The sequence below is a fragment of the Ramlibacter cellulosilyticus genome (assembly GCF_014297465.1).
Classification (GTDB): Bacteria; Pseudomonadota; Gammaproteobacteria; order Burkholderiales; family Burkholderiaceae_C; genus Ramlibacter; species Ramlibacter cellulosilyticus.
Window position 1 is genome coordinate 71,053 of record NZ_JACORT010000003.1, and the last position, 17,041, is coordinate 88,093.

Sequence of the window (17,041 nt, forward strand, 5' to 3'; positions counted from 1 at the left end):
CCCAAGAGGAGACAGACAAGATGCATTCCAACCGCCTGACCCGGCGCGATGTCCTGCGTGCGGCCGCTGCCGCGGGCGCCACGGGTCTCGTGCCTTTCGCGCACGCCCAGGGCTCCGGCTGGCCCGCCAAGCCCGTCATGATGATCGTGCCCTTCCCGGCAGGCGGCGGCACCGACGCGTTCGCGCGGCCGCTGGCGGCGCAGTTCGCCAAGCAGACCGGCAAGCAGCTGATCATCGACAACCGCGGCGGCGCGGGCGGCACCGTGGGTGCGGCGCTGGCGGCGCGTGCCGCGCCGGACGGCTACAACCTCTTCATGGGCGCCGTGCACCACACCATCGCGCCGTCGATCTATCCCCGCCTCGACTACGACCTGCAGAAGGACCTGGTGCCGATCACGCTGGTCGCCCGCGTGCCGCAGGTGGTGGTGGTGAACCCGCAACGGGTGCCCGCCAAGGACTTCAAGGAGTTCCTGGCGATGGTGAAGTCCAGCCCCGGCAAGTACAACTACGGCTCCGCGGGCAACGGCACCTCGCACCACCTCGCGGGCGAGCTGTTCAAGCTGCAGACGAAGACCTTCATCACGCACATCCCGTACCGCGGCGCGGGCCCCGCGCTGCAGGACCTGATCGCGGGCAACTGCGACATCATGTTCGACGGCCTGGGTTCGTCCGCCAACCACATCAAGGGCGGCCGCATCAAGGCGCTGATGGTGTCGGGCAACAAGCGCAACGCCGCCATCCCGGACGTGCCGACCGCCGCCGAAATGGGCCTGCCCGACTACACCGTGACCACGTGGTACGGTATCTGGGCGCCGAAGGGCACGCCGGCCGACGTGCAGCAGCACGTGGCCGACGAAGTGCGCAAGGCGATCCAGACCCCCGAGCTGCAAGCCATCTGGCAGCAGCAGGGCGCCGAGTTCCCGAACTTCACCCAGCCGCAGTTCGCGAGCTTCATCGACGGCGAAGTGAAGCGCTGGGCGCAGGTGGTGAAAGCCTCCAACGTGAAGGCAGACTGACGCCATGTCCGGACAGGTGCGGCTCGCGCTGCTCGGGCCCGTGGCCCGGGTGACGCTGTCGCACCCCGGCAAGCTCGACGCCATGTCGCGCGCGATGTGGCGCGAGCTGCGCGACGCCTTCCTCTCCCTCCAGGCGAACCGCGACCTGCGCTGCGTCGTGGTTGCCGGCGCCAACGGCGGCTTCTGCGCCGGCGGCGACATCGCGGAGTACCCGCAGTTCCGCTTCCATCCCGAGACCCTGCGCCAGTTCCACGAAGAAGACGTGTGGGGCGGCCTGGCGGCCATGCTGGCGTGCGAGGTCCCCGTGGTCGCCCAGATCGAGGGCGCCTGCATGGGCGCGGGCCTGGAGATCGCCTGCTGCTGCGACATCCGCATTGCCGGCGCCGGTGCCCGCTTCGGCGCGCCGATCGCGCGGCTCGGCTTCCCCATGGCGCCGCGCGAGGCGCAGCTGGTCGCCGCGGTCGCGGGCGCTGCCACCCTGCGCGAGATGCTGTTCGAGGCAGTGCAGCTCGACGCGCGCGAGATGAAGGCCCGCGGCTTCCTGCAGCGCGTGGTGCCCAACGAGAACCTGGCGCTGGAGGTGCAGGCCACCGCCGACCGCATCAGCGCGCTCGCGCCGCAGGCCGCGCGCATGAACAAGCGCACCTTGCGCCGCCTGGACGGCCGCGCCGCCGACGCGCCGCCGCCCGCCGACCTGCTCGAACGCGCCTACGACTACGCCACCAGCCCCGAGCACCGCGAAGGCATCTCCGCCTTCCTCGAGAAGAGATCTCCCCAGTTCTGAGACGGACTTCCCCATGGACAACCGCAACCTCTTCGCGGCGCTGCGCGCCGCCTTCCCGCAGGACCTCGACACCGTCGCCGTCGAGACGGACAACGGCCTCGCGTACAGCTGGCGCGACCTCGAGCGCGGCACGGCGATGATCGCCAACCTGCTGCAGTCGCTCGGCATCGAGGCGGGCGCCCGCGTCGCCGTGCAGGTGGAGAAGTCGGTCGAGGCCATGATGCTGTACCTGGCGACGCTGCGCGCGGGCTACGTGTTCCTGCCGCTCAACACCGCGTACCAGAAGGCGGAGATCGAGTACTTCGTCGGCAACGCGGAGCCCGCCGTCGTCGTGTGCTCGCCCGCCAACTTCGGCTGGGTGAGCAAGATCGCCTTCCAGGCCGGCACGCACCACGTCTTCACGCTCGGCGACGACCGCACGGGCTCGCTGCTGCAGCGCGCCGCGCAGCACTCCGACCGGCAGGAGCCGGTGCAGCGCGGGGACGACGACCTCGCCGCCATCCTCTACACCAGCGGGACCACGGGCCGCAGCAAGGGGGCCATGCTGTCGCACGGCAACCTGCGCAGCAACGCCGAAGTGCTCAAGGAGTACTGGGGCTGGAAGCAGGGCGACGTGCTGATCCACGCGCTGCCGATCTTCCACGTGCACGGCCTCTTCGTGGCGATCCACGGCGCGCTGCTCAATGGCAGCAGGATGCTCTGGTTCGCGAAGTTCGACCCGAAGAAGGTGATCGAGCGCATGCCCGACGCCACCGTCTTCATGGGCGTGCCCACGCTCTACGTGCGCATGCTCGCGGAATCGCGGCTGAACAAGGTGGTGGCCCGCAACATGCGCCTCTTCGTCTCCGGCTCGGCGCCGCTGCTGCTGGAGACCTTCAACGAATGGAAGGAGCGCACCGGCCAGACCATCCTGGAGCGCTACGGCATGAGCGAGACCGTCATGCTCACCTCCAACCCCTACGAGGGCGAGCGCCGCGGCGGCACGGTGGGCTTCCCGCTGCCGGGCGTGCAGCTGCGCGTGCGCGACGACCAGGGCAACGAGGTCCCCACCGGCGAGATCGGCGGCATCCAGGTCAGGGGACCGAGCGTGTTCCAGGGCTACTGGCGCATGCCGGAGAAGACGAAGGAGGAGTTCACCGAGGATGGCTTCTTCAAGACCGGCGACGTGGGCAAGGTCGACGGACGCGGCTACGTCACCATCGTCGGCCGCAGCAAGGACCTCATCATCAGCGGCGGCTACAACGTCTACCCGGCGGAGATCGAGGGCTACATCAACGACATGCCCGGCGTGGCGGAGAGCGCCGTGGTGGGCGTGCCCCATCCGGACTTCGGCGAGGTCGGCGTGGCGATCGTGATCCCGAAGCCGGGGGCGGAGGTGGAGCCCGAGCAGCTCATCGGAACGCTCAAGAGCCAGCTCGCCAATTTCAAGATCCCGAAAAAGTGCTTCGTGGTCAACGAGTTGCCGCGCAACACCATGGGCAAGGTGCAGAAGAACCTCCTGCGCGAGCAGCACAAGACGCTGTTCGCGTGATGTCCGGTTTCGTACATGGCGCGCGCCCGGCGGGCGCGCGCGCGTCGATCTCGCCGCAATAGCCTTGGCGCCGGTTCGGGGGCTCGCTACACTGCGTTTCTGCCGCCTGCGCCATGTCCGCCTCCCAAGCTCCCGCTCTCGACGCCGTCGCCCTGCAACTGCTGGCGGCCCTGGAGGAGTACGGGCGCGACGCGGAGCGGATGGTGGCGAACTGGCCCGACCTGGACACCTACCGCGAGGTGAGCGCGCAGGCGGAGACCCTCCGGATGTATTGCGCCACGCTTTCCGAGGCGCGCGTGCAGTGGGTGGAGCTGCTGATCGCCCACGCGGAGCTGGTGCACCACCTCTGGCGCGGCCAGTACGGCCACGGCGAGACGGACGGCCGCACGCTGGCCGACGTGCGGGACCGCCATGCGCAATGCGTCGCGGCGCTGCGCGAGGTGTGCCAGCGCTTCATCGACCGGCGCGCCTAGGAGCCTGCGCGGCCCAGGTCGCGCAGGATCTTCACGAAACCCACCGCTTCCCCGGCCTCGCTGCGCATCAGCATCAGCATGCCGCTGCCCCGGAACCGGCTGCCGTCCCTGCGCACGTGGATGCGCTCGTCGGCGGCACGGCCTTCGACGCGCGCGGTGCGGGCTTCCTTCTCGGGCTCCTGCGCTTCCCGCTCCTCGGGCGTGAAGATGATGTCCGCGGGCCGGCCCAGGACCTCCGCTTCGGTCCATCCGAGCAGGCGCTGCGCGCCGCTGTTCCAGCGTGTGACGCGGCGCTCCAGGTCCAGCGAGAAGATGGCGTATTCGACCGCGCTTTCGACCATGAGGCGCAGCCTTTCCTCGCTCTGGCGCAGGGCCTCGGCGGCGGCCCGCGCTTCGGTGACGTCGCGCACCAGGGCGGTGCCCGCCAGCACGCGGCCCGTCTCGTCCTGGATGGGCGACGCGCTCAGGGCCACGTGCACGGCGCTGCCGTCCTTGCGCCGCCGCACGGCCTCCAGGTGTTCGATGGTGCCGCCTGCGGCCACGGTGCGCAGCATGTGCTCGTCGCGGCGGTCGTCGCCATCGAGCATGCCGATCGGGCGGCCGATGGCTTCTTCCGCGCCGTAGCCGAAAAGCCGCTGCGCGGCGCGGTTCCAGCTGAGGATGGTGCCGTCCAGGGCGAAGCTGATGATGGCGTCGGGCGTCGACGACACCACCGCGGACAGCCACAGGCGCATCTCCTCCGACTGCTTGCGTTCGCTGATGTCGATGAAGGTGATCACCACGCCGCCGATCCGGTCGTCGCCGGTGCGGTACGGCATCAGGCGGGCGAGGTACCACCCGCCGTCCGGATGCCCCACCTCGCGTTCCACCGGGATCAGCCGCTCCAGCACGCGCCGCGCGTCCGTGCCCAGCTGCTCGTAGGCGAGCTGCGTCGCCATGTCGGTCAGGGGCCGGCCGATGTCGCCGGGGATCAGGTTGAACAGCGGGATGGCGGCCGGGGTGTAGAGCGTGATGCGCAGATCGCGGTCCAGGAAGACCGTGGCGATCTGCGTGGAGTGCATCAGGTTCTGGATGTCGCTGTTGGCGCGGCTCAGGTCCTCCACCTTGGAGCTCAGCTCCTGGTTGACGGTCGTCAGCTCCTCGTTGATGGACTGCAGTTCCTCGCGGCTCGTCTCGAGCTCCTCGGTCGCCGCGCGCATCTCCTCGTTCATGGCCTGCAGCTCCTCGTTGCTGGCCTTCAGTTCCTCGGTGGACGCCTCGTACTGTTCCACCGTGTCGCGCAGGTGCATCTTCAGCCGCTCGATCTCGGCGTCGAGGTGGCGGGCGAGCGGGTCCGGCTTCAGGCGCGTGCCCTCGACGGCGGTCGCGGGCTGGTCCTGGATCTCGAAGAGCACCACGAACAGCGCTTCGCCGCCGTCCTGCGCGGGCACCACCCGCAGGCGGGCCACGACGCTGCCGCCGGCGACGGGCATCGTCATCGGCGCGAGGTGCACCTCTTCCTGCTGCTGCGCGGCCTGGTAGAGGGCGGCGCGCACGTCGATGCGCAGGTCGGCCGGCAGCGCCCGCAACAGGTTGCGCGTGGGTTCGCCGCCGGCGAGCTGCAGGAAGCGGCCCGCGCTCGGCGAGAGGTGCACGATGTCGTAGTCGGCGTCGACCAGCACGGAGGGCGGCGCCAGCCGCTCCAGCAGCTGCAGGTGCACGTCGGACCAGCTTCCGTGGGGCGGATCCCGGAGCTGCGGCGCGGGGACGCCGGCGGACCGCGGATCCAGGGAGAGGCTGGAGATCACGGGGCCGCCATGGACCACGTACTGCGCCTGCATCGACCGCGTGAGGACGCTGGCGGAGGGCCGGTGCGCGTGGACGGGCCGCGTGGACGGCGCCTGCGCGTAGAGGCGGTGCTTCTTGTCCAGGACCGTGAAGAGCGTGCCGTCCTCGACGGACTCCGAGGAGCCGAGGAACAGCGTCCCGTGCGGCAGCAGCGCGAAGTGCAGGGTCTCGAAGACGCGGGCCTGCGCCTCGCGGGCCAGGTAGATCAGCAGGTTGCGGCAGGTCACGAGGTGCTGGCGCGAGAACGGCGGGTCCTGCAGCACGTCGTGCACGGCGAACAGCACCATCTCGCGCAGCTCGCGCCGCACGCGGTAGCCCCGCTGCTCCTTCACGAAGAAGCGGCGCAGCCGCTCCTCGCTCACGTCGCCGGCGATCGCCGCGGGATAGAGGCCTTCGCGCGCCACCTGCACGGCCTCGGCGTCGAGGTCGGTCGCGAACACCTGCACCGCCGGCGGCGTCTCGAGCGTGCGGGCGTACTCCGCCAGCAGGATGGCGATGCTGTAGGCCTCCTCGCCCGTGGCGCACGCGATCACCCACACGCGCACCGTGTCGCCGGGTCCCTTGCCCTGGAACAGCGACGGCAGGTGCACCTGCAGCGCGTTGAAGCAGTCCGGGTCGCGGAAGAAGTTGGTGACGCTGATCAGCAGGTCCTGCAGCAGCGCCTGGCATTCGCCGGGGCGCGTGCGCAGGCAGTTCAGGTAGGCGCCGAGGTTGTCCACGCCGTTCACCTGCATGCGCCGGCCGATGCGCCGCAGGATGGTCGCGCGCTTGTACTGCGTGAAGTCGCGGTTGGTGCGGGTGCGCAGGAAGGCGAGCACGTCCCGCAGGTCCGACTCCGCCGCGTCCGGCCGCAAGGGCGGGCCGTCGGGGTCCGCCTCCGGCGGCAGCTGCACGGCGCTTTCCAGCCGGAAGTACGAGAGGATGCGCGAGGGCATGTCCTGCACGGGCAGCACCCAGTCCACCATGCCGGTCGCGATGGCGCAGCGCGGCATCTCGCCGTGCGTCGCTTCGTCAGGGTCCTGCGCCACGGTCAGGCCGCCGCGTTCCTTGACGCGCTTCATCCCGCTCGCGCCGTCGCTGTCGGCGCCGGAAAGCACGACACCCGCGGTATGGGCGCCATGGCTGTCCGCCAAGGTGCGAAGCAGGACGTCCACCACGACGTGGCGGCCGCGGTGGCCCTCGGGCAGCGTGGAGGCTTCCAGCCGGCCGGCGCGCGCCTCCAGCAGCTTGCCGGGCGGGATCACGTACACGGTGTCCGGCTCGACTTCCAGCACGTGGTCCACCTTCACCACCCGCATGCGCGTGGCGCGCTGGATCACGTCGGTCAGGGCGCTTTCGTGGTCCGGGGACAGGTGGATGACGACCACGAAGGCCAGCCCCGAGCCGGCGGGCATGGTGGAGAAGAACACCTGCAGCGCGTCGATGCTCCCGGCGGAGCCGCCCAGCCCCACCACAGGCACCTTGCGGTAGCCGTGGCTCGGGACGATGTTGTCCAATCCCTCTGCAAGCTCCTGTCCGGCACGGCCGTTCCGCGGTTCGACGCTCATCCCGTCCTTTCTGTCGACGGGAGATTATGGGACCGCGTCGGAGCGGGCGGCCGAGGGCACGTGTTCGGCCAGGCGCTGCAGGGCGCGCACCTGCTCGCGCAGCCGGTCCGCCTGGGCCTGCGCCACCGCCGCCTGCGCGGTGTCGCCGGTGGCCGCGGTGATGGCGGCCATGCGCCGCAGCAGGATCTCGCGCTCGCGCAGCGCGCGCACTCCCGCGAACAGCGCCTGTTCGGCCGCGTCCTTCTGGGCCTGCGCGAGGCTGAGCGCCCCGAAGGCATGGCCCGTGTGGCAGCGGTAGCGCAGCGGCTTGTGCTCCTTCACTTCCCAGAGCGTGCCGCCGCAGTCGGGGCAGGTGAGCGTCGAGGGAGCGGCGAGGGGTTCGAGGTTTTCCACGGTGGCGGCTCCCTGGTTGATCGCCACTTCCCGGAGCACCGTTTCGCGGATGCGGGGAGCGCCGGCCGGCGGCGCCTCGCCCACCAGCCGCACCAGCAGGGGCGCGAGCGCCGCGAGCGGCACGCAGTGGTCCACGGCCACGTTCTGCAGCGCGCTGCGTGGCATCTCCTGTTCGGCGGCGGTCGCCGGGTCCTGCACGATCGCCGTGCCGCCGCACTCCTTCACGGCCTTCAGGCCCGCCGTGCCGTCGTCCATCTGGCCGGTGAGGATCACGCCGACGACCCGCTCGCCCCAGCTGCGGGCCGCCGAGCGGAAGAGGGGGTCGATCGCGGGGCGCGCGTGGTTCTCCCGGGGCCCCTGGCGCAGCCGCAGCACGTCGCCATCCAGCAGCATGTGGGTGTCGGCGGGCGCGACGTACAGCGTGCCTGGGGCGAGGCGCTCGCCGTCGCGCGGGTGCACGGCGGGGTTGGGGCCGCGGTAGCGGAGCAGCTCGGGCAGCAGGCTGGGGTGGGCGCCGATGTGCTGGACGATGCACACCGGGGCGGGAAAGGGCCGTGGCAATGCCGCGCCGAGCTCCAGCAGCGCCGAGATGCCTCCGGCCGACGCGCCGATCACGACGACACGGCTGAAAGAAGCGGTCATGGGCCATTCTGCCCCGGCCTGCGCGCAGCGTGGGACGACTCGCGCGAGAATGCGGCCTTCGCAGGAGGAACCCCATGAAGGCCAGCAGCATCCTGGAGACCATCGGGCGCACGCCCCATGTGCGCATCAACCGCCTCTTCGGCGACACGCACGAGGTGTGGATCAAGTCGGAGCGCGCCAACCCCGGCGGCTCGATCAAGGACCGCATCGCGCTGTCGATGGTCGAGGACGCGGAGCGCAGCGGCAGGCTGAAGCCGGGCGGCACGATCATCGAACCGACCTCGGGCAACACCGGCATCGGCCTCGCGATGGTCGCGGCGGTGAAGGGCTACAAGCTGGTGCTGGTGATGCCGGACAGCATGTCCGTCGAGCGGCGCCGGCTCATGCTGGCCTACGGGGCGACGTTCGACCTCACGCCCCGCGAGAAGGGCATGAAGGGCGCGATCGCACGCGCCCAGGAGCTCGCCGCCCGGACGCCCGGCGCGTGGATCCCGCAGCAGTTCGAGAACGCCGCGAACGTGGATGTGCACGAACGCACGACGGCGCGCGAGATCCTGGAGGACTTCCCCGGCGGCGTCGACTGCCTCATCACGGGCGTGGGAACAGGAGGGCACATCACCGGCTGCGCGAAGGTGCTCAAGCCGAAGTGGCCGAAGCTGAAGGTGTTCGCGGTGGAGCCGGTCGCCTCGCCGGTGCTTTCCGGCGGCCAGCCCTCGCCGCATCCCATCCAGGGCATCGGCGCGGGCTTCGTCCCCGCCATCATGGATACGTCGCTGCTGGACGGCGTGATCCAGGTGGATGCGGAGCCCGCCCGCGAGATGGCGCGGCGCTGCGCCCGCGAGGAAGGCATCCTGGTCGGCATCTCCTCGGGCGCGACGCTCGCCGCCATCGCCCAGAAGCTGAAGGACATTCCCGCCGGCGCCACCGTGCTGGGCTTCAACTACGACACGGGGGAGCGCTACCTTTCCGTCGAAGGCTTTCTGCCCGCCGCGATGTAGGACAACGCGCGAAGTTCCATCGGCTGGGCAAGCAATATGCAACAAAGTGCCCCCGTGGGGTCGCCAGGCGCACAGAATGTTGGTTTCTCCTCACGCCATCGCTGTGGCCCAACGTGCAAGTCCCGCTGTCCGACCCGGTCGATGTCGCCGGCTTCCACAACGAAGCCACGCGCCTCCTTGCCCGCCAGGTGCCGCCCGGTGAGGTCCGCTGGTCCGCGGAACCGGCGCAGGACGTGGCGGAGGAGCCGCTCGACGGGGAGCGCGCCGCCATCCGCAACCGGGCGGCGCGCGCCATCATCCCGCAGTCCTTCATCCGCATGAGCGAGCTCGTGGTGCTGCACCGCGACGCCGACCGCTTCGACCTGCTGTACCGGTCGCTGTGGCGCCTCGTGTACGAGCCCGAGCTGAAGAACGACTTCGGCGACGCCGACCTGGTGCGCCTGCGGCAGATGGCCCAGGCCGTGCGGCGCGACATCCAGAAGATGAAGACCCGCCTCGTGTTCCGCCCGCTCGACGTGCGCGGGGAGCCCACCGCCTTCGCCTGGTACGAGCCGGCGCACTACGTGAGCGAGACGGTGGGCGCCTGGCTGGCCAGGGGCGACGGACCGGTGCGCTGGGTCCTCCTCACGCCGGACCGCAGCATGCGCTGGGACGGCGAGAAGCTGCTCAGCGCTCCCGCGGTCGCGCCGTTGCCGGACCCGCTGGTCGGGCGCAGCGAGCGGGAGTGGGCGGCCATGCTGGACGCGATGCCCTGGCTCTGAGTGCCGCCGTCAGCTGTTGGCCGGCGTCGACATCCCCGTTTCGCTCGAGAAGCTGAAGTCGCTGCGCGTGTGGCGCCACTCGCTGTTCGCATCGCCGATCAGCTCGCGGCAGCGCAGGAACAGGCTGTCGAGCGCGGCGTCCTGCGTGTCCCGCAGCTGGTGGTAGCGCGGGTCGGCGTAGTAGGGCCGCTGGTGCCCCGCGTGCGACATGCGCAGGATGTTCTCCTCCCACAGGTACTGCATCAGCTCGCGGTGCGTCTGCAGCAACTGCACCATGAGCTTCGACAGCTCGGGGAAGAACTCGTCCTTGATCTGCACGGCCTGCGCGAGCGCGGCGGGAATGCTCAGGCTCTCGGGATCGCGGTGCAGCAGGGGCTCGTCACGGTGCCAGTCGATCCAGGCGGTGTAGGCCTTCAGGCAGTCCATCAGGCGGTAGCCGGCGGCGCGGCGCTTCGCCACCTTGCGAACGAAACGAACGCGCAGGCGCCACAGCACGATGGCGATCGCGATGGCGATGCCCACCAGGAGCAGCGGGAGGAGGTCGTCGATTCGTTCGGCTTGCACGGCGGGGAAGCCCGGGGAAGGGCGTTCGGGGGTCGGGCGCGGCCGTCATTCTCTTACCGGGCCTCCGCGCCGCCCCGGCCGGCAGCGCCAGGCGGTGGGGTGAGCGGGACGGCCGGTAGGGTCCGGGCAGCCACCGAGACATCATGCACGCTCGCGGCTGCATTCCCGTCACGGCGTTGCTGGAACCCCATGGGCCCATCGGGAGATTGACAGCGGACCCATGTCGTGGTGGCGACAGGGGGCGGCGTGGCGCCTTGATGCAGGTCACGGCCCTGCGCGGCCGCACGGCTATCGTGGGCCGCATGGACTTCCGGCGTTCCGAACGGGCGGACGAGTGGCTGCGGCGGCTCGAGGACTTCCTCGCGCGCTTCGTGCTGCCCTTCAACGCCGCCTGGCACGCCGCGGCCGCGGAGGGCCGGCCGGCGGCCTTCGTCGCGGACCTGCGGGCGCTGGCGCGCGAGGAAGGGCTGTGGAACCTGTGCCTGCCCGGCCTGCCGGCGGATGCGCCCGGCACGGCGCTGTCGCACCTGGACTATGCGCCGCTCGCCGAGGCCATGGGCCGCCTGCCCTGGGCGGCCGAAGTGTTCAACTGCAACGCGCCGGACAGCGGCAACATGGAGCTGCTGCTGCGGTCCGCTTCGCCCGCGCAGCGCGAACGGTGGCTGGCGCCGCTGCTGGCGGGCACGATCCGCTCCGCGTTCGCGATGTCCGAGCCGGACGTCGCGTCGTCCGACCCGACCAACCTGCAGGCGGAAGTGCGGCGCGAGGGCGACACGCTGGTGCTGAACGGGCGCAAGTGGTTCGTGACGGGCGCCGCGCACCCGGAATGCAGGCTGCTGCTCGTGATGGCGCGCAACGCGGACGCGGGCGCCGACGCGCACCACGCGCACAGCATCGTGCTCGTGCCCGCGGATGCGGCCGGCGTGGAGCTCGTGCGCAACATCCCCGTCGTGCACCACGTGGCGCCGGAAGGCCATTGCGAGATCGTCTTCCGGCAGGTGCGCGTGCCTGCCGGCGAGCTGCTGGGCGCGTGGGGCGAAGGCTTCGCGCTCGCCCAGGCGCGCCTGGGCCCCGGGCGCGTGCACCACTGCATGCGCACCATCGGCCAGTGCGAGCTGGCGCTGGGGCTCGCGTGCGACCGGGCGCTGGAGCGCCGCGCCTTCGGGCGACCGCTCGCGCAGCAGGCCAACGTGCAGGAGTGGCTGGCCGATTCGCGCATCGAGATCGACCAGGCGCGGCTGCTGGTGCTGCGCACCGCGTGGTCGCTGGACCAGCCCGTGCCGCCCGCGGACCTGCGCGAGCAGGTCGCCGCCATCAAGCTGGTCGCCGCGCGGCTGCAGCAGCGCGTGGTGGACCGCGCGATGCAGGTCTTCGGCGCGATGGGCCTGTCGCCGGACACGCCGCTGGCCGCCCTGTGGACCTGGGGGCGGGCGCTGCGCATCATGGACGGGCCGGATGAAGTGCACCTGCGCACGGTGGCGCGCGGGGAGCTGAAGCGGGCAGGGGAGCAGCGGGGGAAGTGGGCGGACTACTTCACGACGCCGGAGCAGATGAGGGCGGAGCCGCGGGTGCGGTGAATCCCGATTGTTGCGGAGGTTCGTAGGCTGGGTTGCGCGCAGCGCACCCCAGCTTTCCTTGCGGCACCCGCATCGCTGGGGTTCGCTTCGCGAAACCCAGCCTACTTCACCCCGCGCCGCTTCATCATCTCCCGCCCCATCGCCGTGCGCCCCGGCGCATCGATCGCCGCCTGCGCCGCCGGATACGCGATCTCCTCCTCGCTGCGGATGTGCGCGTCGTACAAGCCCGCGAACGCATCCAGGCTCGCCTCGCCTTCCGTGTCCAGGCGATCGACGCTTCCTTCGGCCACCAGCACCAGCACCTCCCGCGCCTCCCGCCACCGCGACTCCATCTCCAGGTGGTCCTGCTGCAGCCGGCGCACGACCTGCGCCACCCGCTCCTCGCCTTGCGCGAGCAGCGGCGGGAACACGTGCAGCTCCTCGTCGAGGTGGTGCTGCGGCGCCGCCATGTCGAAGTAGCGCATCACGTCGCGCGCGGCCTGCCGTGCCTGCACGTCGCTGCCGTGCGTGCGCACGTGCTCGCGCAGCCGCCCGAGCAGTGCCAGCATGCGGTGCACGCGCTCGTGGCAGGCCTCCAGCATCTCGAAGGGCTCCTCGAAGCCGGCGGCCGGCGAGGCCACGAGGGAGGACAGGCGGATCGGCTGCGTCATGGCCCGGCCTCCAGCACGCGCACGTATGCGTCGACGGCGGGGCGGGTGCGCCCGCGCTTCGGGCCTGCGATGGTGCCGATGCTCACGAAGCAGAGGGCGCGCTCCTGCGCGCGGAGGGAGAACAGCGCGCGCAGCGGGCCGGAGTCCATCGCCTTGCCGCTGGTGAGCGCCGAGCCGAAGCCCAGCGCCGTCGCCATGAGCAGCATGTTCTGGATCGCGCACCCGGCGGAGACGAGCCGCTCCGTCGCGGGGATCGCCTCGCCGCCTTCGCCGAGGTCGGCCACCGCCAGCAGCAGCAAGGGGGCGCGGAACGCCTTCTCGCGCGCCTGCGCGAGCTGCTCCCCGCTTGCCTGCGCATCGCGTTCGCGCAGCGCCTGCGCGAAGGCCTCTGCCAGCGCCCCGCGCGCGGGCTCCGGAACGAGGACGAAGCGCCAGGGCAGCAGCTCGCCGTGGTCGGGCGCGGCAGCCGCTGCGCCCAGGATGCGCTGCAGCTGCATCGGGTCCGGGCCGGGCGCGGCCAGGCGCTTGGGCAGCACCGTGCGCCGTCCGTGGATCAGCGCCTCCGCCCATTCGCCGGAGACGGCCGTGTCCGGCTGCTGCGTCATCCGCAGGCTCCCACGTGGCCGCAGGAAGTGCAGAACTCGCAGCCGTCCTTGCGGATCATGGCGTGCGCGCCGCATTCCGGGCACTTCGCGCCGGCCATGGTGGGCGGCGCATCGGCGGCGGGCGCCGGCGGCGTGACGAGCGCGGCGACCGGCTCGCCCTGGCGCCGCGCGATGATGTTCTGGATCGCATAGGCGATCGCGGCCACCTCCGAGTCGTGCCACATCGGCACGGCGGTGCCGTCGGCCTTGCTGTACGTCCCCAGCCGCACCGGCCCGCGGTCCCACGCGACCTTGCGCATGTCGCCGAGCGCGCGCTCCAGGAAGCCGCCGCGCGCGGCCAGCGAGAGCAGCCGCATGCTGGAGGTGATCCACTGCTGCGACTCGCCGCTCTGGCCTACCGGCATGAAGAACTCGATGGCGCGCTCGCGTCCTTCCCCGATCGGCAGGAAGGACACGACGATGTAGAGCGTCTGCCGGCCCTGCTGCGTCCAGTACTCGATCTTCTCCACCACGCCCGGCAGCTGGCCGGGCGGGCGGCGCTCGATCATCGTGCGCATGGGGTCGACCTTGCGGCGCTCGACCTGCGGCGCGGGAGCTTCCATGGGCGTCGTCGACAGCACGGATCCGAGGATCTCGTTGGGGCGGTAGGTCGCGAGGCCTTTCAGGCCGGCACGCCAGGCTTCGAGGTAGAGGCCCTGGAAGTCGGCGTAAGGGTAGTCGGCGGGGACGTTGACGGTCTTGGAGATGGCGGTGTCGATGAAGGGCTGCACTGCCTCCATCATCGCCAGGTGGTCCGCGGCCGGCATCTCCAGAGCGGAGACGAAATAGGACGGCAGCTTGTTCGTGTCGCCGCCGAGCGAACGGAACACGCGCCACGCGTGGTCTTCCACGGTGTATTCGCTGCGCGTTCCATCGGCTTCGCGCTTCTTGCGTTGATACGTCCAGGAAAAAGAAGGCTCGATGCCATTCGACGCGTTGTCGGCGAACGCGAGGCTGACCGTGCCTGTCGGCGCGATCGACAGCAGGTGGCTGTTGCGGATGCCGTGCTTGCGGATGTCCTGCTTCAGCGGCTCGTCCAGGCGGCTGGCGAAGGTTCCGGCTTCCAGGTACTTCTCCGCATCGAAGAGCGGGAAGGCGCCTTTCTCCTTCGCGAGCTCCACGGATGCACCGTACGCCGCGTCGCGCATGGCGCGGGCGATCCGCGACGCCATGTCCCTGCCTTCGGGCGCGTCGTAGCGCAGGCGCAGCATGGCGAGCGCGTTGCCCAGCCCGGTGAAGCCGACGCCGATGCGGCGCTTCGCCCGCGATTCCTGCTGCTGCTGGGCGAGCGGCCAGAAGGTCGCGTCCAGCACGTTGTCGAGCGCACGGACCTGGATGGCCACGGATCTTGCGAATCGCTCGAAGTCGAACTCCGGCGCGCCGCCGAAGCCGAACGGGTGCTTCACGAACCGCGTGAGGATGACCGGCCCGAGGTCGCAGCACCCGTAGGGAGGCAACGGTTGTTCCGAACAAGGGTTGGTCGCGCTGATCTGCTCCGCATACCGCAGGTTGTTGTCCCGGTTCATCGTGTCGATGAAGATCACGCCGGGCTCCGCGAAGTCGTAGGTCGACCGCATGATCGTGTCCCACAGCTGCTGCGCAGGCAGCGTGCGGTACACCCAGTTCCCGTCGCCTCGCAGGTGCGCACCTTGCGCAATCAGCGCCGCACCCGGCTTCTTCCTGTGCACCAGCGCCCAATCCCCGCCCGCCTGCAGCGTCCGGATGAATTCGTCCGTCACCGCCACCGACACGTTGAAGTTGTTCCACCGCCCGGGCGTGCGCTTGGCGGTGATGAACTCCAGCACGTCCGGGTGGTCGATGCGCAGCACGCCCATCTGGGCGCCGCGGCGCGCGCCGGCGCTCTCCACGGTCGAACACGAGTGGTCGAACACGTCCATGTAGCTGCAGGGGCCCGATGCGAGCGAAGCGGTGGCCTTCACCTCCGCGCCGCGCGGGCGGATGCGCGAGAAGTCGTAGCCCACGCCGCCGCCGCGCCGCATCGTCTCGGCCGCCTCGCGCAGCGCCTCGTAGATGCCGGGGAAGCCCTCGTCGTCGCGGCCCTGGATGGAGTCGCCCACGGGCTGCACGAAGCAGTTGATCAGCGTGGCCTGCAGGTTGGTGCCGGCCGCGCTCATGATGCGGCCCGCGCCGATGGCGCCGGCCTGCAGGTTGTCGAAGAAGCGCTGCTCCCATTCGGCGCGCAGCGGCTCGGCCTCGACGGAAGCGAGCGCCTTCGCCACGCGCCGCAACAGGTCCGCCTCGGACTGCTCGCCCTCCTTGAGGTACTTCTCGCGCAGCACGTCCAGGCTGATGGCCTGCGCGGGCAGGGCGGGGACGGCGTTCGGGGACGGATCGCGTTTCATGCGGCAGCAACCTCCTGGGGGAGCGCGGGCACCAGCGGCCCGAGCAGGCTGTGCAGGAGGTCCCGCACCGGCCGGATCTGGGTGCCGAAGGGCAGGCGCCCCGCACCCCGGAAGAATAGACCTTTGCGCACGTCCCCGGCGAGGGCGTGGCCAAGCACCTTGTCGATGCAGAACTGGCCCCAGGCGGCGTTGCCGTCGCGCAACCCGCAGTGCGCCAGGCAGTCGAACCACATCGTGCAGTGCGCCTTGGCGTGCGCGTGCTGCTGCATGCGCTCCTGCAGGCGCAGGTACTTGTCCAGCCAGGGCGTGCGCACCGCGCGCGCGGGCAGGCCGGCGACGCTGGTGAACTCCACCAGGTCCTCGGGCTTCGCGCCGGCCAGCACTTCCTTGAAGGCTTCGCTGGCATCGCTCTCGCAGGTGACCGCGAACGCGGTACCGAGCTGCACCGCTGCGGCCCCGAGTCCCTGCAGGCGCTGGACGTCCTCGCGGCTCGAGATGCCGCCGGCGGCCACCAGCGGGATCCTGCCTTCGAGCCCGGCCTGCCGGAAGAAGGCCAGCACCTCGGGCAGCACCACGTCGAAATCGAAGCGGCGGTCCTGCAGGTCGGCCACCTTGGCCGCGCCCAGGTGGCCGCCCGCGAGGCGCGGGTGCTCGATGACGATGGCATCGGGCAGGCGCCCCTTCTTCTCCCACTTGCGCACCAGCAACTGCACGCCGCGCGCATCGGAGAGGATGGGCACCAGCGCGACCTGCGGGAAGTCGCGCGCGAGCTCCGGCAGGTCCAGCGGCAGGCCGGCGCCGACCGCGAGCGCGTCCGCGCCGCTCTCCAGCGCCTGCCGCACGTAGGTCTCGTACTGGTCCAGCGCCTTCATCACGTTCACCGCGATGAGGCCGCGGCCCTGCGAGATCCCGCGCGCGCGCGCGATCTCGCGGGCCAGCGCCTCGCGGTTGGCGGCGTCGATCTGCGCCTTCGCTTCGGGGCCCTCGAGCTGGCCCGTGCGCTCCATGAGGTCCGGATGCAGGCGGCGCAGGTCCACCGAGGAGATGGTGCCCACCGCGTCGAAGGAGGCCACGGTGCCCGCGAGGCGCCCGGCCGAGACGCCCACGCCCATGCCGCCTTGCACCACGGGCAGCAGCGTGCGCCCGCGGAAGTTCCATGCCTGCAGGCCCGCGGCGCGCGCCTGCTCCGTCAATGAGGATGTGTCCATCGTGTTCCGTTGGTCGATCGGCTAGCTGGACGCAGGCTACCGGCGGCCGCCGCAAATCTCCTT

14 protein-coding genes are annotated in these 17,041 nt (G+C 71.1%); 7 read left to right on the forward strand and 7 right to left on the reverse strand.

Annotation, left to right across the window (positions count from 1 at the left end; genetic code table 11):
• Positions 1-20 precede the first annotated feature (20 nt).
• From H8N03_RS09020 to H8N03_RS09035, 4 genes are all read left to right on the forward strand, one after another.
• Entirely contained in the window at positions 21-1,016 is a 996-nt protein-coding gene (locus H8N03_RS09020; protein WP_187075837.1) for a Bug family tripartite tricarboxylate transporter substrate binding protein, read from the forward strand.
• Positions 1,017-1,020: 4 nt separating this feature from the next.
• Positions 1,021-1,800: an enoyl-CoA hydratase/isomerase family protein gene (locus tag H8N03_RS09025; RefSeq protein ID WP_187075838.1), complete on the forward strand. Its 780-nt coding sequence runs from the start codon at positions 1,021-1,023 to the stop codon at positions 1,798-1,800.
• 13 nt (positions 1,801-1,813) lie between these two features.
• On the forward strand, positions 1,814-3,331 hold the full coding sequence (locus tag H8N03_RS09030; RefSeq protein ID WP_187075839.1) for a malonate--CoA ligase: 1,518 nt from the start codon (positions 1,814-1,816) through the stop codon (positions 3,329-3,331).
• A 113-nt stretch (positions 3,332-3,444) separates the two neighbouring features.
• On the forward strand, positions 3,445-3,804 hold the full coding sequence (locus H8N03_RS09035) for a hypothetical protein (RefSeq protein WP_187075840.1): 360 nt from the start codon (positions 3,445-3,447) through the stop codon (positions 3,802-3,804).
• On the opposite strand, the gene H8N03_RS09040 is transcribed toward H8N03_RS09035, so the two are convergent.
• Both H8N03_RS09040 and H8N03_RS09045 read right to left on the reverse strand, forming a co-directional pair.
• On the reverse strand, positions 3,801-7,127 hold the full coding sequence (locus tag H8N03_RS09040) for a chemotaxis protein CheB (protein WP_255428144.1): 3,327 nt from the start codon (positions 7,125-7,127) through the stop codon (positions 3,801-3,803). The two genes, H8N03_RS09035 and H8N03_RS09040, sit on opposite strands and share 4 nt — an antisense overlap.
• A 75-nt stretch (positions 7,128-7,202) precedes the next feature.
• Positions 7,203-8,213, reverse strand: coding sequence for a chemotaxis protein CheB (locus H8N03_RS09045; RefSeq protein ID WP_187075842.1), 1,011 nt, complete (start codon positions 8,211-8,213; stop codon positions 7,203-7,205).
• A 74-nt stretch (positions 8,214-8,287) separates the two neighbouring features.
• Here H8N03_RS09045 and cysK point away from each other — a divergent pair, with 74 nt between their 5' ends.
• Both cysK and H8N03_RS09055 read left to right on the forward strand, forming a co-directional pair.
• Positions 8,288-9,211, forward strand: coding sequence for a cysteine synthase A (gene cysK / locus H8N03_RS09050; protein WP_187075843.1), 924 nt, complete (start codon positions 8,288-8,290; stop codon positions 9,209-9,211).
• Between the two features lie 113 nt (positions 9,212-9,324).
• A complete protein-coding gene (locus H8N03_RS09055) occupies positions 9,325-9,972 on the forward strand; it encodes a DUF4130 domain-containing protein (protein ID WP_187075844.1) in 648 nt (215 codons plus the stop codon).
• Between the two features lie 9 nt (positions 9,973-9,981).
• Here the strand turns inward: H8N03_RS09055 and H8N03_RS09060 are convergent, their stop codons facing one another.
• A complete protein-coding gene (locus H8N03_RS09060; RefSeq protein WP_187075845.1) occupies positions 9,982-10,536 on the reverse strand; it encodes a hypothetical protein in 555 nt (184 codons plus the stop codon).
• 302 nt (positions 10,537-10,838) lie between these two features.
• Here H8N03_RS09060 and H8N03_RS09065 point away from each other — a divergent pair, with 302 nt between their 5' ends.
• Entirely contained in the window at positions 10,839-12,113 is a 1,275-nt protein-coding gene (locus H8N03_RS09065) for an acyl-CoA dehydrogenase family protein (protein WP_187076191.1), read from the forward strand.
• Positions 12,114-12,214: 101 nt separating this feature from the next.
• Here H8N03_RS09065 and H8N03_RS09070 read toward each other — a convergent pair whose 3' ends face one another.
• The 4 genes from H8N03_RS09070 to H8N03_RS09085 are packed head-to-tail and all read right to left on the reverse strand — an operon-like array spanning position 12,215 to position 16,978.
• Positions 12,215-12,763: a hemerythrin domain-containing protein gene (locus H8N03_RS09070; RefSeq protein ID WP_187075846.1), complete on the reverse strand. Its 549-nt coding sequence runs from the start codon at positions 12,761-12,763 to the stop codon at positions 12,215-12,217.
• On the reverse strand, positions 12,760-13,368 hold the full coding sequence (locus tag H8N03_RS09075; protein WP_187075847.1) for a nitroreductase family protein: 609 nt from the start codon (positions 13,366-13,368) through the stop codon (positions 12,760-12,762). Before H8N03_RS09075 ends, H8N03_RS09070 begins: the two co-directional genes overlap by 4 nt.
• Positions 13,365-15,770 carry an adenosylcobalamin-dependent ribonucleoside-diphosphate reductase gene (locus H8N03_RS09080; protein WP_187075848.1) on the reverse strand — a complete coding sequence of 802 codons (2,406 nt, stop codon included), beginning with the start codon at positions 15,768-15,770 and terminating at the stop codon, positions 13,365-13,367. Before H8N03_RS09080 ends, H8N03_RS09075 begins: the two co-directional genes overlap by 4 nt.
• Entirely contained in the window at positions 15,767-16,978 is a 1,212-nt protein-coding gene (locus tag H8N03_RS09085; protein ID WP_187075849.1) for an NAD(P)H-dependent flavin oxidoreductase, read from the reverse strand. The genes H8N03_RS09080 and H8N03_RS09085 overlap by 4 nt, the downstream gene beginning before the upstream one ends.
• Between the last annotated feature and the right edge of the window lie 63 nt (positions 16,979-17,041).

Excerpts from the sequence above, each read along its gene's own strand:
- H8N03_RS09045 (WP_187075842.1), bottom strand. The coding sequence starts at position 8,213 with ATGACCGCTTCTTTCAGCCGTGTCGTCGTGATCGGCGCGTCGGCCGGA.
- H8N03_RS09070 (WP_187075846.1), bottom strand. The coding sequence starts at position 12,763 with ATGACGCAGCCGATCCGCCTGTCCTCCCTCGTGGCCTCGCCGGCCGCC.
- cysK (WP_187075843.1), top strand. The coding sequence starts at position 8,288 with ATGAAGGCCAGCAGCATCCTGGAGACCATCGGGCGCACGCCCCATGTG.
- H8N03_RS09065 (WP_187076191.1), top strand. The coding sequence starts at position 10,839 with ATGGACTTCCGGCGTTCCGAACGGGCGGACGAGTGGCTGCGGCGGCTC.
- H8N03_RS09025 (WP_187075838.1), top strand. The coding sequence starts at position 1,021 with ATGTCCGGACAGGTGCGGCTCGCGCTGCTCGGGCCCGTGGCCCGGGTG.
- H8N03_RS09075 (WP_187075847.1), bottom strand. The coding sequence starts at position 13,368 with ATGACGCAGCAGCCGGACACGGCCGTCTCCGGCGAATGGGCGGAGGCG.
- H8N03_RS09035 (WP_187075840.1), top strand. The coding sequence starts at position 3,445 with ATGTCCGCCTCCCAAGCTCCCGCTCTCGACGCCGTCGCCCTGCAACTG.
- H8N03_RS09080 (WP_187075848.1), bottom strand. The coding sequence starts at position 15,770 with ATGAAACGCGATCCGTCCCCGAACGCCGTCCCCGCCCTGCCCGCGCAG.
- H8N03_RS09085 (WP_187075849.1), bottom strand. The coding sequence starts at position 16,978 with ATGGACACATCCTCATTGACGGAGCAGGCGCGCGCCGCGGGCCTGCAG.
- H8N03_RS09030 (WP_187075839.1), top strand. The coding sequence starts at position 1,814 with ATGGACAACCGCAACCTCTTCGCGGCGCTGCGCGCCGCCTTCCCGCAG.
- H8N03_RS09020 (WP_187075837.1), top strand. The coding sequence starts at position 21 with ATGCATTCCAACCGCCTGACCCGGCGCGATGTCCTGCGTGCGGCCGCT.